This window comes from Pseudomonas bananamidigenes (assembly GCF_001679645.1).
Classification (GTDB): Bacteria; Pseudomonadota; Gammaproteobacteria; order Pseudomonadales; family Pseudomonadaceae; genus Aquipseudomonas; species Aquipseudomonas bananamidigenes.
Genome location: NZ_LRUN01000067.1, coordinates 31,004 through 55,762 on the forward strand (window position 1 = coordinate 31,004; position 24,759 = coordinate 55,762).

Annotated in this window: 21 protein-coding genes and 1 pseudogene; 16 read left to right on the forward strand and 6 right to left on the reverse strand. The window is 62.1% G+C overall.

Annotated elements, in window-relative coordinates:
• Positions 1–53: 53 nt before the first annotated feature.
• The 3 genes from BBF94_RS21910 to BBF94_RS21920 form a co-directional block, all read right to left on the reverse strand.
• Complete coding sequence (locus BBF94_RS21910) at positions 54–464, reverse strand: MerR family transcriptional regulator (protein ID WP_065261055.1); 411 nt, start codon at positions 462–464, stop codon at positions 54–56.
• Positions 465–663: 199 nt separating this feature from the next.
• Positions 664–1,239, reverse strand: a complete 576-nt coding sequence (locus BBF94_RS21915) for an NAD(P)H-dependent oxidoreductase (RefSeq protein WP_065261056.1) — start codon at positions 1,237–1,239, stop codon at positions 664–666.
• Between the two features lie 55 nt (positions 1,240–1,294).
• On the reverse strand, positions 1,295–2,176 hold the full coding sequence (locus BBF94_RS21920) for a LysR family transcriptional regulator (RefSeq protein WP_065261057.1): 882 nt from the start codon (positions 2,174–2,176) through the stop codon (positions 1,295–1,297).
• 82 nt (positions 2,177–2,258) lie between these two features.
• On the opposite strand from BBF94_RS21920, the gene BBF94_RS21925 reads away from it, so the two are divergent.
• A complete protein-coding gene (locus BBF94_RS21925; RefSeq protein ID WP_065261058.1) occupies positions 2,259–3,023 on the forward strand; it encodes a sulfite exporter TauE/SafE family protein in 765 nt (254 codons plus the stop codon).
• Here the strand turns inward: BBF94_RS21925 and BBF94_RS21930 are convergent.
• Positions 3,013–3,327 (reverse strand): putative quinol monooxygenase, encoded by a 315-nt coding sequence (locus tag BBF94_RS21930; RefSeq protein WP_065261059.1) that lies wholly within the window; start codon positions 3,325–3,327, stop codon positions 3,013–3,015. The two genes, BBF94_RS21925 and BBF94_RS21930, sit on opposite strands and share 11 nt — an antisense overlap.
• A 204-nt stretch (positions 3,328–3,531) precedes the next feature.
• Between BBF94_RS21930 and BBF94_RS21935 the strand changes: the two genes are divergently transcribed.
• The 9 genes from BBF94_RS21935 to BBF94_RS21975 all read left to right on the forward strand — a co-directional run bounded on the left by BBF94_RS21935 (position 3,532) and on the right by BBF94_RS21975 (position 12,756).
• Positions 3,532–4,122 (forward strand): NAD(P)H-dependent oxidoreductase, encoded by a 591-nt coding sequence (locus BBF94_RS21935; protein ID WP_065261060.1) that lies wholly within the window; start codon positions 3,532–3,534, stop codon positions 4,120–4,122.
• 60 nt (positions 4,123–4,182) lie between these two features.
• A complete protein-coding gene (locus BBF94_RS21940) occupies positions 4,183–5,094 on the forward strand; it encodes a LysR family transcriptional regulator (RefSeq protein ID WP_065261061.1) in 912 nt (303 codons plus the stop codon).
• 103 nt (positions 5,095–5,197) lie between these two features.
• Positions 5,198–6,091 carry an NAD-dependent epimerase/dehydratase family protein gene (locus BBF94_RS21945; RefSeq protein WP_065261062.1) on the forward strand — a complete coding sequence of 298 codons (894 nt, stop codon included), beginning with the start codon at positions 5,198–5,200 and terminating at the stop codon, positions 6,089–6,091.
• Between the two features lie 425 nt (positions 6,092–6,516).
• Entirely contained in the window at positions 6,517–8,238 is a 1,722-nt protein-coding gene (locus tag BBF94_RS21950) for a carbamoyltransferase family protein (protein ID WP_065261063.1), read from the forward strand.
• Between the two features lie 64 nt (positions 8,239–8,302).
• On the forward strand, positions 8,303–9,478 hold the full coding sequence (locus BBF94_RS21955) for an MFS transporter (protein WP_065261064.1): 1,176 nt from the start codon (positions 8,303–8,305) through the stop codon (positions 9,476–9,478).
• Entirely contained in the window at positions 9,444–10,151 is a 708-nt protein-coding gene (locus tag BBF94_RS21960) for an HAD family hydrolase (RefSeq protein ID WP_082302454.1), read from the forward strand. Before BBF94_RS21955 ends, BBF94_RS21960 begins: the two co-directional genes overlap by 35 nt.
• Positions 10,148–10,786, forward strand: a complete 639-nt coding sequence (locus BBF94_RS21965) for a YdcF family protein (protein WP_065261066.1) — start codon at positions 10,148–10,150, stop codon at positions 10,784–10,786. The genes BBF94_RS21960 and BBF94_RS21965 overlap by 4 nt, the downstream gene beginning before the upstream one ends.
• Positions 10,787–10,812: 26 nt before the next feature.
• Positions 10,813–12,270: a D-aminoacylase gene (locus BBF94_RS21970; protein ID WP_065261067.1), complete on the forward strand. Its 1,458-nt coding sequence runs from the start codon at positions 10,813–10,815 to the stop codon at positions 12,268–12,270.
• A 117-nt stretch (positions 12,271–12,387) separates the two neighbouring features.
• Positions 12,388–12,756, forward strand: coding sequence for a glyoxalase superfamily protein (locus BBF94_RS21975; protein ID WP_065261068.1), 369 nt, complete (start codon positions 12,388–12,390; stop codon positions 12,754–12,756).
• 218 nt (positions 12,757–12,974) lie between these two features.
• Here BBF94_RS21975 and gliR read toward each other — a convergent pair whose 3' ends face one another.
• Positions 12,975–14,006, reverse strand: coding sequence for an AraC family transcriptional regulator GliR (gene gliR / locus BBF94_RS21980; protein ID WP_065261069.1), 1,032 nt, complete (start codon positions 14,004–14,006; stop codon positions 12,975–12,977).
• A 211-nt stretch (positions 14,007–14,217) separates the two neighbouring features.
• Between gliR and BBF94_RS21985 the strand changes: the two genes are divergently transcribed.
• The 6 genes and pseudogenes from BBF94_RS21985 to BBF94_RS22010 all read left to right on the forward strand — a co-directional run bounded on the left by BBF94_RS21985 (position 14,218) and on the right by BBF94_RS22010 (position 23,815).
• Positions 14,218–15,813 carry an FAD-binding oxidoreductase gene (locus tag BBF94_RS21985; RefSeq protein ID WP_065261070.1) on the forward strand — a complete coding sequence of 532 codons (1,596 nt, stop codon included), beginning with the start codon at positions 14,218–14,220 and terminating at the stop codon, positions 15,811–15,813.
• Between the two features lie 5 nt (positions 15,814–15,818).
• On the forward strand, positions 15,819–17,414 hold the full coding sequence (locus BBF94_RS21990; protein ID WP_065261071.1) for a glycerol-3-phosphate dehydrogenase/oxidase: 1,596 nt from the start codon (positions 15,819–15,821) through the stop codon (positions 17,412–17,414).
• 20 nt (positions 17,415–17,434) lie between these two features.
• Positions 17,435–19,003, forward strand: coding sequence for an FGGY-family carbohydrate kinase (locus BBF94_RS21995; RefSeq protein WP_065261072.1), 1,569 nt, complete (start codon positions 17,435–17,437; stop codon positions 19,001–19,003).
• 116 nt (positions 19,004–19,119) lie between these two features.
• Positions 19,120–20,405, forward strand: a pseudogene (locus tag BBF94_RS22000) (phospholipase).
• 45 nt (positions 20,406–20,450) lie between these two features.
• Positions 20,451–22,409: a DUF1302 domain-containing protein gene (locus BBF94_RS22005; RefSeq protein WP_065261073.1), complete on the forward strand. Its 1,959-nt coding sequence runs from the start codon at positions 20,451–20,453 to the stop codon at positions 22,407–22,409.
• A 32-nt stretch (positions 22,410–22,441) separates the two neighbouring features.
• Positions 22,442–23,815: a DUF1329 domain-containing protein gene (locus BBF94_RS22010; RefSeq protein ID WP_065261074.1), complete on the forward strand. Its 1,374-nt coding sequence runs from the start codon at positions 22,442–22,444 to the stop codon at positions 23,813–23,815.
• Positions 23,816–23,946: 131 nt separating this feature from the next.
• On the opposite strand, the gene BBF94_RS22015 is transcribed toward BBF94_RS22010, so the two are convergent.
• A partial coding sequence (locus BBF94_RS22015; RefSeq protein WP_225875083.1) for a methyl-accepting chemotaxis protein occupies positions 23,947–24,759 on the reverse strand: 813 nt, incomplete at its 5' end.

The window sequence follows — 24,759 nt, forward strand, 5'->3', positions numbered from 1 at the left end:
TCCGCCTGCCCTGATCCGACAGGCGAACCGGCCCATGCGCCGCAGAAGGGTTTTCAGTTCAGCGTAGCGGCCGGGGTTTTTTCCCCCTGCCGGGCGATGCGCTCGAACTGACATTCCTGTCGAGCCTCGTGAAGGTTGTTTTCAAACGCTTCAAGACCATCGTACAACTGCTGCAAATCGCCGATCTGGGTCACCAGCTCGGCTTTTTTTCGGGCGATGGCATTCTGTGCCATGTCCCAGGGGAATTCGTCGCCGCGGTAGTTGTTCAGGATGACTTGCAACTCCTTGAGCTTGAAGCCCAGTTGCTGAGCGCATTTGATGAACGTCAGGACCTCGACGCTCTCCTGACTGTAGATACGGTATTTGCCTTCACGCTTGGGCTCGGGCAACAGGCCGATTTCTTCGTAATGGCGAATGCTTTTGACTGTGGTGCCCGACAGCTGGGCGGCTTTGCCGATATACATAAAGATCCATCTCGATGATAAAACAGGGCGTAGCGTGACCAGGCTCGAGGCCTGACCGGCGGGCGATTATAGGGTGAATACCATCGGCAGGTTGCAACTGTGCGTAAATGACGCGCACAGCTGACGGACGGGCTTGAGGGAGAGCCCGTGGAAGGCTGACGGCGTCGGCGGCGCCGTCAGTTGGACAGTGGCGTCGGATTCAGATCGCGGCGCTGGCCCGCGCCTGTTTCAGCCATACGTCGCGCTGCTCCGGTCTGGAGCCGAGCATGGGACCGAACGTCAGGGTCTTGATAGGCTTGACCCCGCAGAATTCCAGCGTGGTCTTGCGCACCTGATGCAGGCCCGGCATGCCGTAGAACCACTTGTAGTACCAGTACGGCGTGTCCATGGTCACCAGCAAATGGGCGGTGCGCCCTTTGAGCAGTTTGTCCGGGAAGGCTTTGCCCTCGCGGTACTTGAACGCGAAACCGGGCAGGAAGATGCGGTCCAGAAAGCCTTTCATCAACGCCGGAATCCCGCCCCACCAGATCGGATAGACGAAAGTCAGGTGCTCGGCCCAGGTGATGTCGGCCTGCGCTTGCAGCAGATCGGGCTCCAGCGGCTGAATCTTGTTGTAACCCTCGTGCAGGACCGGGTCGAAATCCAGCGCATCCAGGCGCATCAACCGTACCTCATGCCCGGCGTCCTTGGCCGCCTGAACGTAGGTTTCACTCAGTGCTCCGCAAAAACTCTCGGTGGAGGGGTGTCCCAGAATCACGAGCATTCGTTTGCCCATAGTGTGTACTCCTGAAAAGAAGCTCACAGGATAGAGTCTGCCCCTAGCGGTAGAGTCAAGGCGTCAGTGCCTCCAGCAAGGCTTGGGTGTAGGCCGGCAGATGGGCGAAATTTCTTGAACACAGGTGCAGTGTCCGCCTGGCCCATTGGTCGTCCAGCGGCACACAGGCAAATGAGTTCGCCCGGGGCCAGCGCTCAACCGCCACTTTGGGCACGATCGCCAGCCCCGCCCCCCGCGCAACCATGCGCATGAGGCCATCGAAACCATCGGCGCGGATGCGGATCGCCATGCGCTGGCCGATGTGCAGCGCCTGTTCTTCCAGATGAATCGCCAGGGCACTGTCGGCACCCAGCGCCACGTAGTCATGGGCCAGGGTTTCGGCAAAGGTCAGCGAGAGACGCTCTGCCAGCGCATGCCCCGGCGGCACGAGCAGCACCAGCGGGTCGTCGCGAAAGATCCGGGTCTGCAAATCGTGGGTGTCCACGGCGTCGGAGACGATGCCAAGGTCTGCCGTTCCCTGACGCAAGGCGTGGGTGATGCGCGCGCTGGGCAGTTCCTGCAAGTCGATGTCGAGGTTGGGATGTTCGCTCAGGAAATCCGCCAGCACTTCCGGCAGGTATTCGCTGATGGCCGTGGTGTTGCACAACAGACGCACCTGGCCCTTGGCACCGCGGGCGTATTCGTTCAGGTCCTGCTGCATGCGCTCGGCCTGTTGCAGCAAGAGCCGCGCATGTTGCGCCAGGGCCTTTCCGGCCGGCGTCGGCGTGACCCCGCGACGTCCGCGCTCCAGAAACGCCGTGCCCAGCGAAGCTTCCATGGCACGGATCCGCGCACTGGCCGCCGCCAGCGACAGATGACTGCGGGCGGCACCGGCGGTGATGTTGCCGCTGTCGAGAATGTGCAGGTACAGGCGCAGGTCGGTGAGGTCGAAGTGCATCGGTCGTGACTCTTGCTGAAAGAGAGGCTGCCTCAGTGTATGACAGATTTTCAGTTCACCCGCGCCGGCGCACAGTATCGCCATGAACGCACTCGCAGATTTCTATCAGAACCTCGGTCTGGCCCTGTCTTTACTGGTGCTGATGACCTTCGTCCTCGCCGGCCTGGTGAAAGGCGTGATCGGCCTCGGCCTGCCCACTGTCGCCATGGGGCTGCTCGGTCTGGCTATGGCACCGGCGCAGGCTGCGGCGTTGCTGATCATTCCGGCGACTCTGACCAATGTCTGGCAACTGGCGTTCGGCGGGCATTTGCGCGCACTGGTGAAACGGCTGTGGCCGATGCTGCTGACGATTGTCCTCGGTACGGCCATCGGTACATTGTGGATCGGCATGGCGGGCGGGCACTGGGTGGTGCGCGGGCTCGGTGTGGCGCTGTTGCTCTATGCGGCGAGCGGATTGTTCCTGCCGACGCTGAATGTCAGTCGTCGCCGTGAACCGTGGCTGGGGCCGCTCTGCGGTTTGATCACCGGCGTCATCACTTCGGCCACTGGCGTGTTCGTGATTCCCGCCGTCCCCTACATGCAGGCATTGGGCTTGAGTCGCGATGAACTGGTTCAGGCCCTGGGCCTGTCCTTCACCGTGTCGACCCTGGCGCTGGCCGCCGGACTGCTCTGGCGCGGCTCGCTGGGTGGCGCGCAATTGAGCGCTTCGCTGTTGATGCTGATTCCGGCCATGCTCGGCATGTGGCTCGGGCAATGGCTGCGCCAGCGCATCAGCACCGTGTTGTTCAGGCGGGTGTTCTTCATCGGTCTGTGCGCGCTGGGCGCCCATCTGCTGATCAGCGGCTAGCGGACGATGCGCTGAGCATCTCGATCGGACGGATATCGAAATCCCGCTCCAGGTATTCCATGCGATTGGCGAGAAACTGCTGCATGTGCGGCAGGTTCGAGTGCACGTCCAGATGCGCCTGGCTTTCCCAGATCTCGTAGAAGATGAACAGGCTCGGGTCTTCCTTGTCGCGCAGCATGTGGTACTCGATGCAGCCAGGTTCTGCGCGGCTTGGCTCGACATAAGCGCGGAAAAACGCTTCGAAGGCTTCGGCTTTTTCCGGGCGGGTCTTGGCGTGCAGGATGAAACCCTGACGTTCGCTCATGGCAAAAAACTCCATTCAGATTCAGATGGCGGCCAATCCTACGGCAACAATCGACGTTCTATTCGTGCGTTTTACTCAAATGAATTTTGCGCAACCGACGCTTATTCCGCGCGAGGCGCATCGTTAATCTGCCGCCATCCAATTTCTTCCCCTTGTCCATCCGGCGCTCTGCGCTGTGTATCGGCATCCGATCGAGGCTGTCCCATGAAAAAAGTGCTGTTGCTCAATGGCGGTAAAAAATTCGCCCACTCCGACGGTCGCTACAACGACACTCTGCACGAAGCGGCGCTCGGTGTGCTGGATCGTGGCGGTGTCGACGTCAAGACCACTTTCATCGACGAGGGCTATGACATCGCCGAAGAGGTGGCCAAATTTCTCTGGGCCGACGTGATCATTTATCAGATGCCAGGCTGGTGGATGGGCGCGCCGTGGACCGTGAAAAAGTACATCGACGAAGTCTTCACCGAAGGCCACGGCAGCCTCTACGCCAGCGATGGCCGCACCCGTTCCGACTCCTCGCAGAAGTACGGCAGCGGTGGTCTGATTCACGGCAAGCAATACATGCTGTCGCTGACCTGGAATGCGCCGCAGCAGGCGTTCGACGATCCGACCGACTTCTTCGAGGCCAAAGGCGTGGATGCCGTGTACTTCCCGTTCCACAAGGCCAACCAGTTCCTCGGCATGACCGGTCTGCCGACCTTCCTCTGCGTGGACGTGATGAAACGCCCGAACATCGACGCGGACGTGGCGCGTTACGAGCAGCATCTGAGCGAGGTGTTTGGCCTCAAGGCCTGACGCTCGGCTACTATCGAAGGCCTGAGCCTGTACCGCAGGCCTTTCGATTCGAGGACACCCGTGAAAGCCAGATCCGATGAGTTGCAGATTTTCGTCTGCGTGATCGAGTGCGGTTCGATTTCAGCCGCCGCCGAGCAGGTCGGGCAGACGCCCTCGGCGGTCAGCCGCACGTTGTCACGACTGGAAGCCAAGCTCGACACCACGCTGATCAACCGCACCACGCGGCGCATGGACCTGACTGAAGAAGGCAAGTATTTCTTCGAACAGGCCAAGCTGATCCTCGACCAGATGGATCAACTCGAAGAGCGCCTGTCTTCACGTCAACAGACGCCATCAGGACGGCTGCGCATAAACGCCGCCTCGCCGTTCATGCTCCACGCCATCGTGCCGTACATCGACGAGTTCCGGCGGCTGTACCCCGACATTCAGCTCGAACTCAACAGCAACGACCTGATCATTGATTTGCTGGAACAAAGCACCGACGTCGCCATCCGCATCGGCGCCCTGGCCGATTCGACGTTGCACGCTCGGTCGCTGGGTTGCAGTCCGCTGCTGATCGTTGCGAGTCCTGCCTATCTGGAAAAACACGGTGCGCCGCTTCAGGTCGCCGATCTGAGCGAACACACCTTGCTCGGCTTCACCCAGAACGAAGGCCTCAACCAGTGGCCGTTGCGTTACGTGCACGGTGACCGCTGGCCGATCAACCCGGCGATCAGCGCCTCCAGCGGCGAGACGGTCCGGCATCTGGCGCTGGAAGGCCAGGGCATTGCCTGTCTCTCGCATTTCATGACCATCGACGACATTCGCGCCGGGCGCCTCAAGGTGCTGCTGGCGGAATTCAACAGCGGTTATCGCCAGCCGATCAACGCGGTGTACTACCGCAACTCGCAACTGGCGCTGCGCATCCAGTGCTTCCTGGATTTCATCCAGAGCAAACTGGCGGCTTACGCCAGCGCCGATTTCAAGGGCTGATTCGTGATCCCTGCGCAACAGTGATTTGGTTGTGGGCGGGTTTTTCCACCGGGCTCGCCGGTCGATACTCGCTGCATCACTTATTCACGCAGGGAGTTTCTCCATGAACGTATTCGTCACCGGCGCTGCCGGTTTTATCGGCGGCTCCATCGCCACCGGGCTGGTCAAGGCCGGCCACAGCGTCACCGGTCTTGTGCGCAGCGCCGAGCAGGCCGATGAGTTGAAAGCACTGGGTATCACCCCGGTGATCGGAACCCTCGACGACAACGCGCTGCTGGGCAAACACGCCCGTGCCGCCGACGCAGTGATCAACGCTGCCAGCAGCGACCATCGCGGCGCAGTCGAAGCCTTGCTCGACGCCCTGCGCGGCTCGAACAAAGTGTTCCTGCACACCAGCGGTTCGAGCATCGTCGGCGATGCTTCGGGCGGTAAATCCAGCGATGTCATCTACTTCGAAGACAACCTGCCCGAGCCGACCGTCGACAAGGCTGCGCGGGTGGCCATCGACAACCTGATCCTCGCGGCAGCGAAGGACGGCGTGAACTCGGCCGTGATCTGCAACACCCTGATCTACGGGCACAGCCTGGGCGTCCATCGCGACAGCGTGCAGTTGCCGCGCCTGCTGAAACAGGCACGCAAAAGCGGTGTGGTGCGTCATGTCGGTACCGGGCAGAACATCTGGTCCAACGTGCACATCGAAGATGTGGTGGCGCTGTACCTGCTGGCCCTGAGCAAAAATGTTCCGGGCACGTTCTACTTCGTTGAAAGCGGCGAGGCGTCGTTCATCGACATGACCACCGCCATGGCCGAGGCCCTGAATCTGGGTGAGCCACAAGACTGGCCGCTGAAAGACGCCGAGGCAGAGTGGGGCTATGAAATGGCCAATTATGGCCTGGGCTCCAACAGCCGTGTACGCGGCAAACACGCCCGCGAACTGTTGGGCTGGGCGCCGAAGCGCACGTCGGTCGTCGAGTGGATTCGCAACGAAATGCTGTGAGTCCACACACTCACATCGCACTCGAACCTGTGGGAGCCCTTCGGCTCCCGCAGGTTTTTTTATGCCCCGGAAAAGAAGGACAGGGCGCCGAGGCTCATCGAAACGTTCAGATATTTCCTACTAGTCTGATCCCTGCACAGACATGGCCAACGCAACAGGCCGGTTTGTAGGATAGCGGGCACCCACTGGTTGTCTGGCCATGAGGCCAGGTCGGTGGGTAACGCCCGTGGAATTTTTCTGCAAAAAGGAATTTGCGATGGCAATACGCACCTCTGCTGCCTGCACGTAAAGGCATATCCCGGGCGAACCAGACGATTTCGCCTCCTCACGGTTCATGACACGGCGCCAAGCGCCCTGGCCGGAGCATTGCGCTCTTCGGTCACGGGCACACTCATCCGCGAAATTGGCAATAACAAGGAGTAGTTATGATCATTTTGGGCATTACCAATAATGACTTGTCGGGTGCCTGCCTGGTACGTGACGGTCAGATTCTCTCGGCGGTCAGCGAAGAGCGATTCACCCGCATCAAGGACCACAAGATCTGGCCTGCGAAGTCCATCGATTTCGTGTTGAACCAGGCCGGCCTGTCGCTGGAGGATGTCGATTACGTGGCCTATGGATGGAATGCCGGTTTCAGCGCCGACAAGCACCTTGAGTTGTATTTCGACCGGGTCGTCGAAGAAGTCAGGAACAACCCCGAAGGCCTGGCGCAGTTCCGCCAGCGTGTCACCGATGAAGTCCGCAACGACAAAGAAAAACGTGCCGAATTCGACCAGTACATTGCCGCCAACGGGCTGACCGGCAAGGCGTATTACATCGATCACCACGAGTGCCATGCCCTCGGTGCCTATGTCTGCTCGCCATTCGATGAAGCCTTGACCCTGACCTGTGACGGGCGCGGTGATTTCCAGTCGTTGACCGTGACCTGGTACAGCCCGACCGAAACCACGGTGCTGCAGCGCGAAACCAGCATCGACAGCCTGGGTTATTTCTACGGCCGGATCACTCATTTGCTGGGTTACAAACCCAACCGTCATGAAGGCAAGGTCACGGGACTGGCCGCGTTCGGTGACCCGCAGAAGTTGCTGGGGGTGATGCAGCAGATGATCCGTTTCGAAGACGGGCGCATCAGGGCGAATTGCGGTGACCTGTTCCTGCCGTCCTACCAAAACTACAGCGAGTCACTGCAGACCCTGTTCTCCCGAGAAACCCCGGAAGACATCGCCGCCGCCGTGCAGCGTCACTCCGAGGATTTGCTGGTGGCGGTCGTCAAGCATCATCTGGCGCAACGCGGCAGCGCCAACCTGTGCCTGGCCGGCGGAGTGTTCGGCAACGTCAAACTCAATCAGCGCCTGCGCGAGATTCCGGGGGTGAAAAACGTCTATGTGCTGCCGTGCATGGGCGATGGCGGGCTGGCGCTGGCGGCGGCCGTGGGGGTGGCATACCTGGAAAACGGCACCCGCTTCAGGAACCCGGCCATGACCCTCGGCCCGGAGTCGCGCAGCGTTTCGCAGAACATCAACCTGATCCAGCGCGACTACCCCGAACTCGGTTATCACACGCCGTCGAACATCATCGACGTGCTGACCGACGCACTGATGGAAAACCAGGTGCTGGGCATGTTCAAGGGCAAGATGGAGTTCGGCCCGCGCTCGCTGTGCAACCGCAGCATCGTCTATCACGCGCAGGATGCCGAGGTGAACGACTGGCTGAACAAGCGCATGCACCGCACCGAGTTCATGCCTTTCGGACCGGTCACCGCCATTGAACAGGCGGCTGCCTGCTACGTCGGCTGGGATGAGGATCAAGTGGCGGCAGACACCATGACCATGACCTACGATTGTCATCCGTCGTTCAGCGAAGCCAGTCCGGCGGTGGTGCACATCGACGGCACCGCGCGGCCGCAGATCATTCGCCCGGAGCGTGATGCGTTCATGCATCGCCTGTTGAATGCCTGGCACGAGCGCACCGGTCAGGCGGCGTTGATCAACACGTCGTTCAACCGGCACGAAGAACCGATCGTATGCTCGCCACAGGACGCACTGGATGCGCTCAAAGAGGGGATGGTCGATCTGGTGGTCATGAGCGAAGCACTGATCGTCTGGCGCAAGGGCAGGAACAGCTTCACCCGCCAACGCTTCGAATAAGGGATAGCGTATTTCAGGGCTCCCCCGGAGCCCTGTTCAGGAGTGTCGAGCGTATGGTTGACCCATGTATCTGATCTTTTTCGGGTTCTTTGCCGCGGAGGGGATCATCTATCCGTTCTGGCCGACCTGGCTGGATTCGCTGGGCTTCAGCGCCAGCCAGATCGGTCTGCTGATTGCGGCGGTCTATTGGCCTCAGGTCGTGACCGGCGTATTGATGACCTACGTGGCCGACTGGCGCGTGGATCAGCTGCGACTGGCAGCCGTTCTCGGATTCGCGGCGGCGGTGTGTACGTTGCTGTTCTGTTTCATGCCGGTCCGGTTATGGGGCTTTGTGTGTCTGAGCATTGTCTTCGGCGGGCTGTGGATGGTGGTGCTGCCATTGTCCGAGTCCTATCTGCTCAAGCGTGACAAGCAGGCCCTGCAGAACTATGGCCGGGTCCGCGCAGTGGGCTCTTCGGCATTCATCCTGACCTCGACGTTCGGCGGTCTGCTGTTCGCGCACTACGGCCAGATGTGGGTGCCGATCGTGATTGCGGCGAGCATGCTGTTCACTGCACTGGCGTGTCTGTGGCTCAAGCGTCGGGTCACGCTGGCGCCTCTGCAACCGCACGAGCGTACGACGAAACGGCCTGACTGGAAGGCGCTGTTCGCACACAAAGGCCTGCTGATCGCGATTGCTGCCGCCAGTTTCATTCAACTGAGCCACACCCTGTACTTTTCCACGGCGTCGATCGGCTGGGGCGCCAAGGGCTACCCGGCCACCGCGATCGGCATGTTCTGGGCCGTGGCGGTGATTGCGGAAATCACCTATTTCGCGTTCTCCAACAAAGTCCTGGCGTATTGTTCACCGCTGTCTATCGTGATGGTTTCCAGTGTCTGTGCGGCGATACGCTGGGCGCTGTTTTCCGACAGCGATGCGCTGGCGGTGATTCTGCTGGGGCAATGCCTGCACGCCTTGAGTTTTGCGGCTTACCACTCGGCAATCATGCGCTGCATTCGCGACCATGCGCCGGCGCAGCTGCAGGTGTTTACCCAGGGCGTCTATTACTCGCTGGCGGTTGCCTTGCCCATGGGCCTTGCCACACCCTTCGCCGGGTATCTGTACGACACGCAGCCACAGTGGGCCTGGTACGTCATGGCCCTGTTTGCGTTGACCGGCACTGTCCTGGCATTCATTGCCTATCCGAAAATGCGAAGTGCAACCGATGACTCAACGAACCTTTACAGCCGTTTGCTTTGATATGGATGGCGTGCTGATCCAGTCGCGTCAGGTCATCGAACGGGCCTGGACCACGGTGGCACGCCAGTACGGCGTGGCGGTCGATCAGGCCTTCATTGACGAACACATTCATGGTCGCCCCGGCGGCTACACCCTGCAGGCGTTGTTCGGCCAGTTCGACGAGCAGCAGCGTGTGCTCATCAAGCAGGAAGTCGACGCCATCGAAGAGGTTTCGATCTGCCCGCTGGTGCCGGGCGTCGCTTCGTTCATCGAGCGTCTCGCCGGGCACGTGCCGCTGGCGCTGGTCACCAGCAGCTGGCGCGCGCGGGTCGATCACGTCCTGCAGCAACATGACCTGACGCAAGTGTTCGACTGCATCATCTGCCGCGACGATGTGCGCAGTGGCAAACCGGCCCCGGACCCTTATCGCCTGGCCGCCGCCCGACTGGATCGCCAGAGCGATGAATGCCTGGTCTTCGAAGACTCCGTCAGCGGTGTGCAATCGGCGGTCAGCAGCGGCGCGCTGTGCATCGGCATTGGCGACGATCCGACGCTGAGCGCTCATGGAGCACTGCGGACGTACGCAGATTTCACGGCGCTCCCGGTCTCGCAGGGCGGGGTGGATACGCACCTTTATGCCGACGGCGGACTGTTGATCAGCGGGCAGGTAACCCAGAGGTTCGCACACTCATGACACCGACCTTGCGACACGCGACCGTCCTGTGGAATTTCCTCGGAGCAGGGCGCCAACACAGCGATTGTGAGCTGATCGTGGTGTGCGGCTCCTACGACCTGCGGGTCTGCGATTACGCCTGCCAGTTGCTGAAAAAAGGCGTCGCCCCGCATCTGCTGTTTACCGGCAACACCGGCAACTGGACGAAGCATTTGTGGGAACGCACCGAAGCCGATGTTTTTGCGCAACGGGCCATGATCCAGGGTGTTTCGCCGGATCAATTCACCCTCGAATCCCGCGCCACCAACTTCGCCGAGAACATCGCGTTTGCCAGGGCATTGTTCCCGGACGTGCGCCGGGCGACGTTCCTGACCAAGCCCAATTCGATCCGGCGCGTGGCGTTGACCCTGCCCGTTCAATGGCCGGGGCTCGAGGCCTGGGTGGATGCGCCGTCGTTCGGTTTTCCGGGTGAAGTGAGTAACCTGATCGGGGTCCTCGGATTGATCGACGAAATGGTCGGAGATATCCACCGGATCATGGTTTACCCTTCGCTGGGCTTTCAGGTCGAGCAGGTGATTCCCGATGAAGTCGAGGTCGCCTGGCGCTACCTGATCGAACAAGGATTCGATCACCATTTGATCAAGGGCAGACACTGACGCCCGCGCTGCCGCCGGAGACTGACATGCTGTACGACACCCTGATCCGCAACGCCCTGGTCATCGACGGCAGCGACATTCCGGGCTATACCGCCGACGTGGCGATTCTCGATGGCCGCATCGCACGCATCGGTGACTTGCGCGACGTCGGCGCCACCGACGAAATCGACGCCGCCGGCCGCGTGCTGGCGCCGGGTTTCATCGACGTGCACACCCACGACGACACCGTGGTGATCCGCCAGCCGCAGATGCTGCCCAAGCTCAGCCAGGGCGTGACCACGGTGATTGTCGGCAATTGCGGGATCAGCGCCGCACCGGTCAGTCTCAAGGGCGAACCGCCGGATCCGATGAATCTGCTCGGCACTGCCGCCGCATTCGTCTATCCCCGTTTCAGCGATTACCGCGCGGCGGTGGAAGCGGCCAACACCACCCTGAATGTTGCAGCGCTGGTCGGCCACACGGCACTGCGCAGCAATCACCTCGACGATCTGTTTCGCACCGCGACCGACGATGAAATCGCCGCGATGCGCGAGCAACTGCGTGAAAGCCTGGAGGCCGGGGCGCTCGGTTTATCCACAGGGCTGGCCTATGCGAGCGCGTTTTCCGCGTCCACCGATGAGGTGATGCAACTGTCCGAAGAGCTGACGGCATTCGGCGCGGTGTACACCACGCATCTTCGCAGTGAGTTCGAACCGGTGCTGGAGGCCATGGACGAAGCGTTTCGCATCGGTCGCCACGCCCGCTCGCCGGTGATCGTTTCCCACTTGAAGTGTGCCGGCGTGGGCAACTGGGGCCGCAGTCCGCAGTTGCTCGCGTCGCTGGAGGAAGCGGCGCAAACCCACCCGGTCGGCTGCGATTGCTACCCCTATGCGGCGAGCTCTTCGACGCTGGATCTCAAGCAGGTGACCGACGCTCACCGCATCACCATCACCTGGTCGACGCCGCACCCGGAAGTCAGCGGCCGCGACCTGAGCGCCATCGCTGCCGAATGGACCATGCCACTGCTCGATGCCGCCAGACGCCTGCAACCGGCGGGCGCAGTGTATTACGGCATGGACGAGAAGGACGTGCGACGCATCCTTGCCCATCCGCTGTCGATGGTCGGTTCCGATGGCCTGCCGGAAGATCCGTTTCCCCATCCGCGTCTGTGGGGGGCTTTTCCCCGGGTGCTGGGCCATTTCAGTCGCGATGTCGGTCTGTTCCCGCTGCACACCGCCGTGCACAAGATGACCGGTCTGTCGGCGGCACGTTTCGGCTTGAAGGGGCGGGGCGAGATTCGCGAAGGCCATTGGGCGGATCTGGTGCTGTTCGACCCGGCAACCGTGCAGGACGTCGCGGATTTCAAGGATCCCCAACGGGCGGCGCAAGGCATCGATGGCGTGTGGATCAACGGCGTATTGAGCTACCGCGACGGTCAGGCCAACGGGCAGAGGGCCGGGCGCTTTCTGGCCCGCGAGGGTGATCTGCGTGACAACTTTCGCTGAGTTTCGCGGAGTGCGTCACAGTGATGGCACATTGCGATTAAAGAAAGCCATCACCAAGCCGAATTGCTGACATCTGCCCCGGCTGCACGGCGGGGCCAATCAGTCAGGGAGCACCCCATGAGCTTCGGCAAAACCACCCCGATCCTGCGGATCTTCGATGAAGCCAAGGCGCTGGAGTTTTACGTCGACTTCCTTGGTTTCAAGATCGATTGGCAGCATCGTTTCGAAGCGGATTTCCCGTTGTACCTGCAAGTCTCCCGAGGTGAATGCGTGCTCCACCTGTCCGAGCATCACGGCGATGCGACACCGGGTTCGGCCCTGCGGATCGAGACCGATGAGCTGGAGGCGTTTCAGCAGCAACTGCTGGCGAAGAACTACAAGTTCTCGCACCCGGGCATCCAGGCCATGCCATGGGGCAGCCAGGACATGACCATCGTCGACCCGTTCGGCAATCGCCTGGTGTTCACCAACGCGATCAGCCTCTGAGCCAAAAGCCCCCTCACCCTAACCCTCTCCCAGGGGAGAGGGGACTGACCGAGGTGTCTATCGTCATACACCGACCTGAAAGATCGTATCGATTATGGATTCAAAAAAGATCTTTCAGGTCGGCGTAGATCGTTAGCATTTCGCGGTCGGCTCCCTCTCCCTCGGGGCGGTCCGACGTTTCGGGAGGGTTGGGGTGAGGGGAGCTGTGAGTCGAACACTTATTCGGCACCACCACTAACCCGGTGAGTCTGCCGAAACTCGCCGGGCGGCATCCCGCGTCGGCTCTTGAAGGTGCGGTGAAACGAGCGCGGCTCGGTAAAGCCCAGATACTGGGCGATGTCCTGAATCGGCAAGGTGCTGTTGAGCAGGTAGTGCTCGGCCAGCTCCTGACGCAGCTCATCGAGAATCTGCTGATATGACGTGCCGGCCTGATGCAGCTGGCGTTGCAGCGTGCGCACGGACACCGCGAGATGTTCGGCCACCTGTTCCTTGCGCGGCAGACCTTCCTTGAGCAATTGGCGCAGGATGCCTTTGACCCGTTGTTCCAGCGACGCATCCTCCAGCGTCGCCATCAGGCTTTGCGCGTGTTCTTCCAGGGTGCGCAGCAAATGCGCATCGGCCTGGCGCAACGGCAACTGCAGATACGGCAGCGGCACGATCAACGCCGAATACGGTTGATCGAACAGCACCGGGCATTCGAAAAACCGTTCGTACTGTTCCAGCGTCGTGTCCGCCGGGATCGAATGTTCCAGCCAAACGGCGGCCGGCGACAACCGGGTGTCGGCGATCCAGCGTGCGTAGTGCAGCCAGGAGCCGAGCACGTTTTCCACCAGATGCCGGCGGATCCGCGGGCGTTCGAATCGGCAGTTCCAGATCAGGTGCACATGCTCGCCCTGCACCTCGGCACGGCTGACGCCCATGTCGCCCACCAGTTTTTCGAACGGCATGATGCGGCTCATGGCATCGCCCAGCGTCGCGCAGTTCATGGTGATGTAGCCCAGCACGCTCCAGGAGTTGGGCAGCACGAAATTGGCGGCGTTGAGACCGAAAAGCGGATCGCCCGAATGCTCGCAAAAGTAGTCGAGCAAGCGCTCGTGGGTTTCACCGGGCAGGCGCAGGCTGTTGTCGCTCAGCTGTTGCGCCTGCAACCCGGCCGCCGCCAGCGCCGGCTCGATGGCCAGGCCCAGATGCTCGGCATGACGCAGGTACTTGAGCAGTGGCGGAACGGAGGTGAAACCGAGCGATTGCATGACCGAATTCCCTTGATCGAGACCGCCACGGGCGGATGAGCGCCCTGAAAGGTAATTTGAATCCACGGCTAAAGTAAATGGCTGACGCTTGTGCGACGTTTGACTCAATTGGCTACTCGAACTGGCCGGATGCGACCGTGACACTTTTGGCCGGCTGACTAGTATGAGGGCCTGAAATCTCACTGATCGGACTGCACAGAAGGACACACGCATGCGACGCTGGAACGGCTGGGGCGATGCAACCACGGTGGTCGAACTGCCGGCCCGGGGCGCAGGTTTTCTCCATGAGCGGCTGGGAGAAGGGCGCGCATTGCCCGACGCAACGCTTGAAGCCGCGCTGGCCCGGGTGCCGGTCTCGCGGCTGGTGCAACACGCGCTGTACAGCATCGATGCCCACGATCGCCTGCTGCACGCCCGAGGACAGAGCCTGCCGGACTGGCTGGCGCTACGCGAAGGCGCGCTGGGCAACTATCCCGATGCCGTGGCGTTCCCCGAAACCGCCGAGCACATCCGCCAATTGCTGGCCCTCGCCCAGGCGCAGGACCTGTGCCTGATTCCCTACGGCGGCGGCACGTCGGTGGCCGGGCACATCAATCCGCCGGACTCTGCGCGGCCTGTGGTGACGGTGTCGCTGGCGCGGATGAATCGCCTGTTCGACCTCGATGAACAAAGTCTGCTGGCGACTTTCGGCCCCGGCGCCAGCGGCCCGCAGGTCGAGAGCCAGTTGCGCGCCCGTGGCTACACGCTGGGACATTTCCCGCAGTCGTGGGAACTGTCGACGCTGGGCGGTTGGGTGGCCAGCCGTTCCAGCGGCCAGCAGTCGTTGCGCTATGGACGGATCGAGCAACTGTTCGCCGGCGGAACACTGGAAACCTTTGCCGGGCCGCTACAGATTCCAACCTTCCCGGCCTCGGCGGCCGGCCCGGATCTGCGTGAAGTAGTGCTGGGTTGCGAGGGACGTTTCGGGATCATTTCCGAGGTCAAGGTGCGGGTCAGTGCACTGCCGGCGGATGAGCGTTTCTACGGCGTGTTTCTGCCGAGTTGGAGCAAGGCGCTGCAAGCCATCCGGCAACTGGCCCAGGCGCGGGTCCCGCTGTCGATGCTGCGCTTGTCCAACGCGGTGGAAACCGAAACCCAACTGGCGCTGGCCGGTCACCCGCAACAGATTGCCTGGCTGGAAAAATACCTGAACCTGCGCGGCGCGGGCGAAGGCAAGTGCCTGCTGACCTTCGGCGTGACCGGCAATCGCAAGCAGAATGCGCTGTCCCTGAGCCAGGCCCGTCAGCACCTGAAGGCCTTCGGTGGCGTGTTCACCGGTACGCTGCTCGGCAAGAAGTGGGCGCAGAACCGCTTTCGTTTTCCGTATCTGCGGGAGAACCTGTGGAACGCCGGTTATGTGGTCGACACCCTGGAAACCGCGACCGACTGGAGCAACGTCGACAACCTGCTCAACCGCATCGAAAACAGCCTGCGCGATGCCTTGGCGGCCGAGGGCGAACGGGTGCATGTGTTCACCCATCTGTCCCACGTCTATGGCGAAGGCTCGAGTATCTACACCACCTACGTGTTTCGCTCGGCGGCGGACTATCCCGCGACGCTCGCCCGCTGGAAAGCCCTCAAACACGCGGCCAGCCAGACCATCGTCGACAACCACGGCACCATCAGCCACCAGCACGGCGTGGGCAAGGATCACGCGCCATACCTGCTGCGCGAAAAGGGCGAACTGGCGATGGACACCCTGCAGGCGCTGAGCCGGCACTTCGACCCGGCCGGGCGCCTGAACCCCGGCACGCTGTTGCAGGAGTGACCGCCATGAGCGCGGACTGGAACGCCGAATGGCGCCAGCAAGTCCTGCCGACGCTGGCGGGTGAGAACTGGGATCTGATCGTCATCGGCGGCGGCATCAGCGGCGCCGGCATCCTGCGTGAAGCCGCACGCCGTGGCTGGCGTTGCCTGCTGCTGGAGCAGCGTGATTTTGCTTGGGGCACGTCCAGCCGCTCTTCGAAAATGGTCCATGGCGGTTTGCGCTATATCGCCAAGGGCCAGTGGCGCCTGACCCGGGATTCGGTGCGCGAACGCCAGCGCCTGCTCGACGAAGCACCGGGGCTGGTGGAACCGATGAGCTTCATGATGCCGCACTATCGCGGCGGCTTCCCCGGGCCTCGGGTGCTGGGTGGTTTGTTGTCGGTGTATGACGCATTGGCCGGGCGCCGGGATCATCGTTTCCATAACGCACAGCAACTGCGTTATCTGGCGCCGGGCGTGAAAGAAAACGGCTTGCTGGGCGGCACCTGTTTTGTCGATGCGCTGACCGATGACGCGCGGCTGGTAATGCGCGTGTTGAGCGAAGCGCGGGCCGATGGCGCGGTGGTGCTCAACGGTGTGCGCGTCGAACATCTGCTGCGGGAAAACGGGCGGGTGTACGGGGTTCAGGTCGAGGACTGCGAGGCCGGCGCCTCACTGCAATTGCGTTGTGGTGTGTTGGCGGTGGCCACCGGGGCCTGGGCCGAACGCTTGCGTCCGGCCGAAGCGCCACGTCAGTTGCGCCCGTTGCGCGGCAGTCATTTGCTGCTGCCGGGCTGGCGCTTGCCGGTGGCGCAGGCCTTTACGTTTATGCACGAGCAGGATCGGCGACCAGTGTTCGTTTTCCCGTGGGAAGGCGCCACGGTGGTGGGCACCACCGACCTCGATCACCGCGAGAATCTGGACCAGAGCGCGAGCATCAGCGGTGAAGAACTGGACTATCTGCTGGCCGCCTGCCGACAGCAGTTTCCCGGCGCTGAAGTGACAGCGGCCGACGTGCTTTCAACCTGGTCCGGCGTGCGCCCGGTGGTGGGCAGTGCAGCGGGTGAGCATCAAGACAAACCGTCGAACGAAACCCGTGAACATGTGCTGTGGCAGGAGCCGGGTTGCGTCACGCTGGCCGGCGGCAAACTCACGACGTTCCGCCCGCAAGCCATCGAAGTGCTTAAAGCTTGCGCCGACATGCTCGGTCGTTCTTTCGAAGATGATGCCGCGCCGGTATTCGCGGCGGTACCGCCACTGACGATTCCCGGTCTCAGCCCCGGCCAGTGGCGACGTCTGGCCGGGCGACATGGCCGAGACCTGCCGAGGCTGGCGCAACTGCTCACCGAACTGGGCCATGAAACGGTCGGCGCCACCGACACCTTGTGGGCCGAACTGGCCTTCGCCTGCGACGCGGAAATGGTCCTGCATCTGGATGACCTGCTGCTGCGTCGAACCCGTCTCGGCCTGTTGCTGCCCCATGGCGGCGCCGATTATTTCCCGGGCATTCGCCGACTCTGCCAGCCACGACTGGGCTGGGACGACGAACGCTGGCAACAGGAACAGCAACGCTATCAGGCGTTATGGCAACGCCATCACGGCCTGCCGGAAATCGTGCAGTGATGCCCCTCGAAGAGAGCTCCATGGACAACCACCCGAACAAGCGTTACCTGCTGGCCATCGACAATGGCACCCAGAGCGTGCGCGCGCTGCTCTTCGATTTGCAGGGCAATCTGCTCGGCAAGGGCAAGGTTGAATTGCAGGCCTATTACTCGACGCAACCGGGCTGGGCCGAGCAGGATCCGGAATATTACTGGGCGAAACTGGGCGAGGCCTGCCAACAGGTGTGGGCGCAAACCGGCATCGATCGTTCGCAGATTGCCGGGGTTTCCCTGACCACCCAGCGTGGCACGGTGATCAACGTCGACGCTCAGGGCAAGCCGCTGCGCCCGGCGATTCTCTGGCTCGATCAGCGCCAGAGCGAAGTCGAAGGCGGGATCAAGGGGCCGTGGGGCTGGCTGTTTAAACTGGCCGGCGCGCAGGCCACCGTGGATTACTTTCGCGCTCAGGCCGAGGCCAACTGGATCGCCCGCCATCAGCCTGATGTGTGGGCGGCGACCGACAAATTTCTGCTGCTCTCCGGGTTTCTCACGCATCGCCTGTGCGGGCGCTTCGTCGACTCGGTGGGTTGTTGCGTCGGCTACCTGCCGTTCGACTTCAAACGGCTGCGCTGGGCCGCAACCCGTGACTGGAAATGGCAGGCGCTGGCGGTGCGTCCCGAGCAACTGCCCACCTTGCACAAACCCGGTGAAACCCTCGGCCATATCAGCGCCGAAGCGAGTCTTCATACCGGCATTCCCGAAGGCGTGCCGCTGATTGCGGCGGGGGCGGACAAGGCTTGTGAAGTGCTCGGTTCCGGCGTCGTTGACTCGGGCACGGTGTGCCTGTCCTACGGCACCACCGCGACGATCACCAGCACCCGCTCGCGCTATCTGGAAATCGTCCCGTTGATTCCGCCGTACCCGTCGGCGGTGCCGGATCAGTACAACTGCGAGGTGATGATTTATCGCGGGTACTGGATGGTCAGCTGGTTCAAGAACGAGTTCGGCCTGCGGGAAATGCAGCAGGCCAGAGAACAGGGCATCGAGCCCGAGCAGCTGTTCGACGCGCTGGTCGAGGCGGTGCCGCCGGGCTCGATGGGATTGATGCTGCAACCGTACTGGTCACCGGGGATTCGTGAGCCGGGTGTCGAAGCCAAAGGCGCGATGATCGGCTTCGGTGACGTGCACACCCGCGCGCACATTTACCGGGCAATCCTCGAAGGCCTGGCTTATGCGTTGCGTCAGGGCATGGAGAAAATCGAGAAGCGCTCGAAGATCTCCGTCACCCGTTTGCGAGTGGCTGGCGGTGGTTCGCAAAGTGATGCAGCGATGCAACTGACGGCGAACATTTTCGGCCTGCCGGCGGAGCGTCCGCACGTCTACGAAGCGTCCGGTCTGGGGGCGGCGATTTGTTGTGCGGTGGGATTGGGATTGCACGCGGATTTCCCCACGGCGATTGCGGCGATGACCCGGGTCGGCGCGGTATTCATGCCGCAGCCCGAGGCGCAAAAGGTCTATGAGCGACTGTACAGGGACGTGTATCTGCGCATGTACCGGCAGCTCAAGCCGTTGTACCAGAACATCCGCAAGATCACCGGTTACCCGGCCTGAACGAACAGCGCACGTGGCGCTATCGGAGAACTTTTCTGGTGAGATCGGACAGTGTCAGGGGCGGGGTCGATTGTTAGGCTCGATCCCCACGGCACACATAACAAGAACCAGAAGCAATGAAGCTGATCTCCCTCCTGCTGCTTTGCACAATGGCCCCGACGGCGTGGGGCTGGTCGAATCATACGGTGGGCAGTTACCTGGCGTTGCAGGATCTGCCGGCGTTGCGCGATGCATCGCCCGTCGAAGTCGAACCGCTGGAGCGGTTTCTCTCCGATCAGTATCCGGCCATCGTCGTGTTGCTCGATGAGCAGGAGCGCTTCGCCCGCGAACACTTCAAGCAATACCCGCCGCGCCCCGACAACCTGAAATTGCCAGCGGTGCCGAGCGACAATCTGCGCCACGACTTCCTCACCGCGCTGCGGATCAATCCGCAGATTCATCTGGCAATGGTCATCCAGCCGTTGCCGGGCAAAGACCTGCCCGAACGCGAGCATCTGCAAGCCGACCAGGTGATGGTCGAGCAGACGCTTTCACCCTGGAATCGCCAGCGTTTCATCCGCGTGGCCGATCACGAAAAAGTCGCGCCCCTCGCCGTGCTGGCGAGCGCCGCCGATGAGCCGGACTACGGCCACGACATCAATCTTTTCAGCGACAACCCCGGCGACGTCGCCGCGTTGTACGGCTTCGGCCCGCAGCCGTTTGGCGATGCGCGCTTCCAGTACAGCTCCCAGGCGCCGTTCCACATGGGCTTCTTCCATGAGAGCCCGGTGGTCTACGCGGCCGCCGGATTTCTTGAGCGCAGCTGGCCGGACTGGCGCGCGTATCAGTACATGGGGCTGGCGCGACTGGCGTTTGCCAGCGGTCATTCCTACTGGGGTTATCGCTTTCTCGGTTGGGGCCTGCACCACGTTCAGGACCTGACCCAGCCGTATCACGCCAAGCCGTTGCCCGGCGTCGAACTGCCGAGCCTTCTGCTGCTGGAGGGCAAAGCCCTGGCCGGTTTTGCGGAAGGCAAACAGGCGTCCATCGAACGGGTCGCGACCGCCACATGGAAGTCGAGAAATACCAGTCGACCTGGCTGCGTCGCGTGCTGCGCGCCGGTCAGCCGCATCCGATGCTCGATGCTTACGCCGATGCCGCCGGGGACGCGCATTACCCGCCGTACTCCGTGGACTACCTGCGTGAAGTGGTGAGCGCCGAGTCTGTAGACGACTCCGCCGCCTTCGATGAAGCCATCGGCCAATGGCTTGAGGCGGCGCCGGTCACCAGCGACTTCAGTGCCGGCAATCAGTTGCAGCAAGAGAATTTCGACCATCCGGAGCTCAACCGGCAACTACTCAGACTGCTCGGCCATTTCGGCGCCCATAGCCGGATTTATGTCAGCGCGGGACTGGCGCCCTGAGCATCGCGGCAACACACAACAATAAGAACAGGGAAGGAGGAACAGATGATCAACACTCGATTGCGCCTGTCTGGCGTAGCGCTCCCCGGTGTCGGTTTGGCAGGGCTGCTGCAACTCTGCGCAGTCGACGCGGTGCAGGCCGCCGAGTTCAGCGTGCTGGACAATCAGGTCACCGGCTCGCTCGACACGACTCTGTCCTATGGCCGCTTGTGGCGGGTTCAGGGCCGGGACAAGAACAACGATGACGTCAACACCAACGACGGCAATCGCAACTTCGACACCGGGCTGGTTTCCGAGGTGTACAAGATCACTTCGGAGCTGGAGGCCAACTACCAGAACTACGGGATGTTCCTGCGCGGCACCGCGTTCTACGACACCCAGTTGATGGACAAGCGCAACGACTACTACCACAACAACAGCCCGTCGCAGCCGAGCCAGAGTTATCCCCAGGACGACCGTTTCACCAGCCAGACCCGCGACATCGCCGGCAGCCGGATCGAGATGCTCGACGCCTACGTCCATGGTAGCTGGGACGTTGCGCAAATGCCGGTGACGGCGCGGGTTGGGCGTCAGGTGTTCAACTGGGGCGAGGGGATTTTCTATCGCGGCGGGATCAACACCACCAACCCGGTGGACGCCGCCAAGTACCGCTTGCCCGGCGCCGAGGTCAAGGAAGTGCTGATGCCGGTGGAGGCGGTCAGCTTCAACATCGGCCTGACCGACAGCCTGACCATGGAAAGTTTCTACCAGACCAACTGGAAAGAAACCCGCATCGACCCGGTCGGCACCTTTTACTCGCAGACCGACCTGTTCGCCGACGGCGGCAACACCGCTTACAACAACTTCAGCGGCACCGCCCTCGACACGCCGGTGCCAGGGTTCGGCAATGTCATCGGCCTGTACAGCGCATTGGGCAACAACCCGATGCTGGGCCCGGCGTTGAAATCCACCGGCCTCTACGCCAATGGCGTGACCCCGGCCTATGGCAACACCCTGAAAGTGGCGTCCATCGGCAAGGACTACAACGCGCGCAACGACGGCCAGTTCGGCTTTGCCTTTCGCTACATCGCCGAAGAACTCAACAGCACCGAGTTCGGCCTGTACATGGTCAACTACCACGCCAAGGAACCGACCATCGCCGCCGACCTCGGTGGCTACAAGGGCATCGACATGAATGCCCTTACCAACATGCTCTCCAGCGTTGCCGGCAGTCAGGCCGGGGCTCTCGCCAACGGTCTGGCGACCGCCGATGTGATGGGCAACATCCAGGCCCATCGGCGGTATGCCGAAGACATCCGCATGTACGGCTTCAGTTTCAACACCACCCTGGGCAATGCCTCGGTGTTCGGTGAACTGGCCTATCGGCCGAACCTGCCCATCGGCATCGCCGCCACCAACGACTTGATCGGCGATCTGGCCAATGGCGCTGCGGCGGCGGTGTCCGGCAAGGCCATCAACGTCGGCGGGCAAATGGTCACCCTCGACAGCCGGATCAACAACGCCGAGCGGGTGGAAGCGTTCAACACCTCGCTGGGCAGCATCTACAACTTCGGCCCGACCCTGTCGTTCGACTCGATGTTCGGCATCTTCGAACTGGCCTCCGAGCACTTGCGCGGCAGCAGTCTGCAATACACCGCCTACGACGGCAGCACCCGCTACTACGCCGGTACCGGCAACACATCGTACGTGTCCGGCGGTGATCGCGACGATCAGGTCAACCGCAATTCCTACAGCTACACGGTGATGTTCAACGGCACCTGGAACGATGTGTACGCCGGGATCAACGTCTCGCCTTACGTCGTCTACAAGGACGACTTCAAGGGCAACAGCTACCAGGCCGGTAACGCCATCGACGGGCGCAAGGCCTACACCCTCGGGGTCAAGGCCAACTACCAGAACAGGCTCGAAGCCGAACTGCAATACACCGAGTTCTGGGGCGGCGGGCAGAACAACGGCATCCGCGACCGCGACAACGTCGGGTTCAACCTCAAGTATTTCTTGTGAGTCCACAGGTTTTTTGAATTCGGAGAACGAACATGTTTCCTGCATCACGACTGACCAAGACCACACTGGCGTTGCTCTTGAGCCTCACCGCCGCAAGCACGCTGGCCGCCATCTCGCCCCAGCGGGCCGAACAACTGAAAACCACGCTCACCCCCATGGGCGCCGAGCGCGCCGGCAACGCGGCCGGCACCATTCCGGCGTGGACCGGCGGCATCACCCAGGCCCCGGCGGGCTACAAACCCGGTCAGCATCACCCCGATCCCTACGCGGCGGACAAGCCGCTGTTCACCATCACCAAGGCCAATCTCGACCAGTACAAGGCGCATCTCACACCGGGCCAGATTGCTCTGTTCAACAGCTACCCCGACACCTTCCAGATGCCGGTTTATCCCTCGCGTCGATCCGGTTCGGCGCCGCAATGGCTGTATGACAACACCTTGAAAAACGCGACCTCGGCCAAACTGCTGGAGGGCGGCAGCGGGTTCGCCGATGCGTATGGCGGCGTGCCGTTCCCGGTGCCCAAGGATGGTGTCGAAGTGTTGTGGAACCACATCACCCGCTATCGCGGCATCTACGTCGTCCGTCGTGCTTCCGAAGCGCCGGTACAGCGCAACGGCAGTTTCGCGCTGGTGACCTCGCAGCAGGAGGGCTTCTTCAACTACTACCGCCCGGGCGGCCAGTTCGCCGACCTGAAAAACATCCTGTTCTACTACCTCGCCTTCGTGAAAAGCCCGGCGCGTCTCGCCGGTGGTGCCGCACTGGTTCATGAGACGCTGGACCAGCTCAAGGAACCCCGTCAGGCCTGGATCTACGACGCCGGCCAACGCCGCGTGCGCCGTGCACCGAACCTCGCCTACGACACGCCGATCGCCTCATCCGATGGCCTGCGTACCGCAGACGACACCGACCTGTTCAACGGCTCCCCCGACCGCTTCGATTGGAAGCTCAAGGGCAAGCAGGAAATCTACATCCCCTACAACAACTACAAAGTCGGCAGCCCCGAAGTGAAATACGCCCAATTGCTCACCCCCGGCCACCTCAACCCGCAATACACCCGCTACGAACTGCACCGGGTCTGGGTGGTGGAAGGCACGCTCAAACCGGGTGCGCGGCATGTCTATTCCAAGCGAGTGCTGTTTCTGGACGAGGACAGCTGGGGCGCTGCGCTGGTGGACCAGTACGACGGGCGAGGGGAGTTGTGGCGCGTGTCGATGGCCTACCTGAAAAACTTCTACGACCTGCCCACCACCTGGAGCGCACTGGACGTCTTCCACGACTTGCAGGCCCGGCGTTACTACGTGCAGAACCTGGATAACGAAGAGGCCTCCACCGTCGACTTCTCGCAACCGATGCCGGAGGACGCGTATTTCATGCCGTCGGCGTTGCGGCAGCGGGGGACGCGTTAAGTGATCTGACGCAATCGCGGGCAAGCCCGCTCCCACAGGTAAAGAGTCGAACACAGTCTCTGTGTACGCCTCAGAATTTTGTGGGAGCGGGCTTGCCCGCGATTGGATTTCGCTTCAGCGCTGGTTGTAGGTCAGACGCGGAAATGACTCACCATCTGCTGCAACTGCCCACCCAACCGCGCCAGTTCAACGCTGGACTTGGCCGTCTCATCACTCGCCGCAGCGGTCTGTTCCGACACGTCACGGACGTTGATGATGCTGCGGCTGATTTCTTCGGCCACGGCGCTTTGCTGTTCGGCGGCTGCGGCGATCTGCTGGTTCATCGACTGGATGTTCGACACCGTGCGGGTGATGTTTTCCAGGGAGTCGCCGGCCTTGCGGGTCAGGGCCACGCTGCTGTCGGTCAGGGCGCGGCTGTTGTTCATCACGGCGGATACCTGCTGCGTGCCGTTCTGCAGACCGGCCACCAGGCCTTCGATTTCCTCGGTGGATTTCTGCGTGCGCTGGGCCAGGCCACGGACTTCGTCGGCGACCACGGCAAAACCGCGACCGGCTTCACCGGCACGGGCGGCTTCGATGGCGGCGTTGAGGGCCAGCAGGTTGGTCTGTTCGGCCACGGCCTTGATCACGTCCATGACGCTGCCGATCTTGTCGCTTTCCTGTTGCAGCACGCTCATGGCTTCGGTGGAACGCACCACTTCGCTGGCCAGACGCTCGATCTGGGCGATGGCTTCGTTCACCACCTTGTCGCCTTCGCGGGCTTCACCGTCAGCGGCAGCTGCGGCTTGCGAGGCTTCTTCGGCGTTGCGCGCGACTTCCTGCACGGTGGCGGTCATTTCGTGCATGGCGGTGGCCACCTGATCGGTCTCGACCTTCTGGCTGTTCACGCCGGCGCTGGTCTGTTCGGTCACGGCCGACAGCTCTTCGGCGGCGCTGGCGATCTG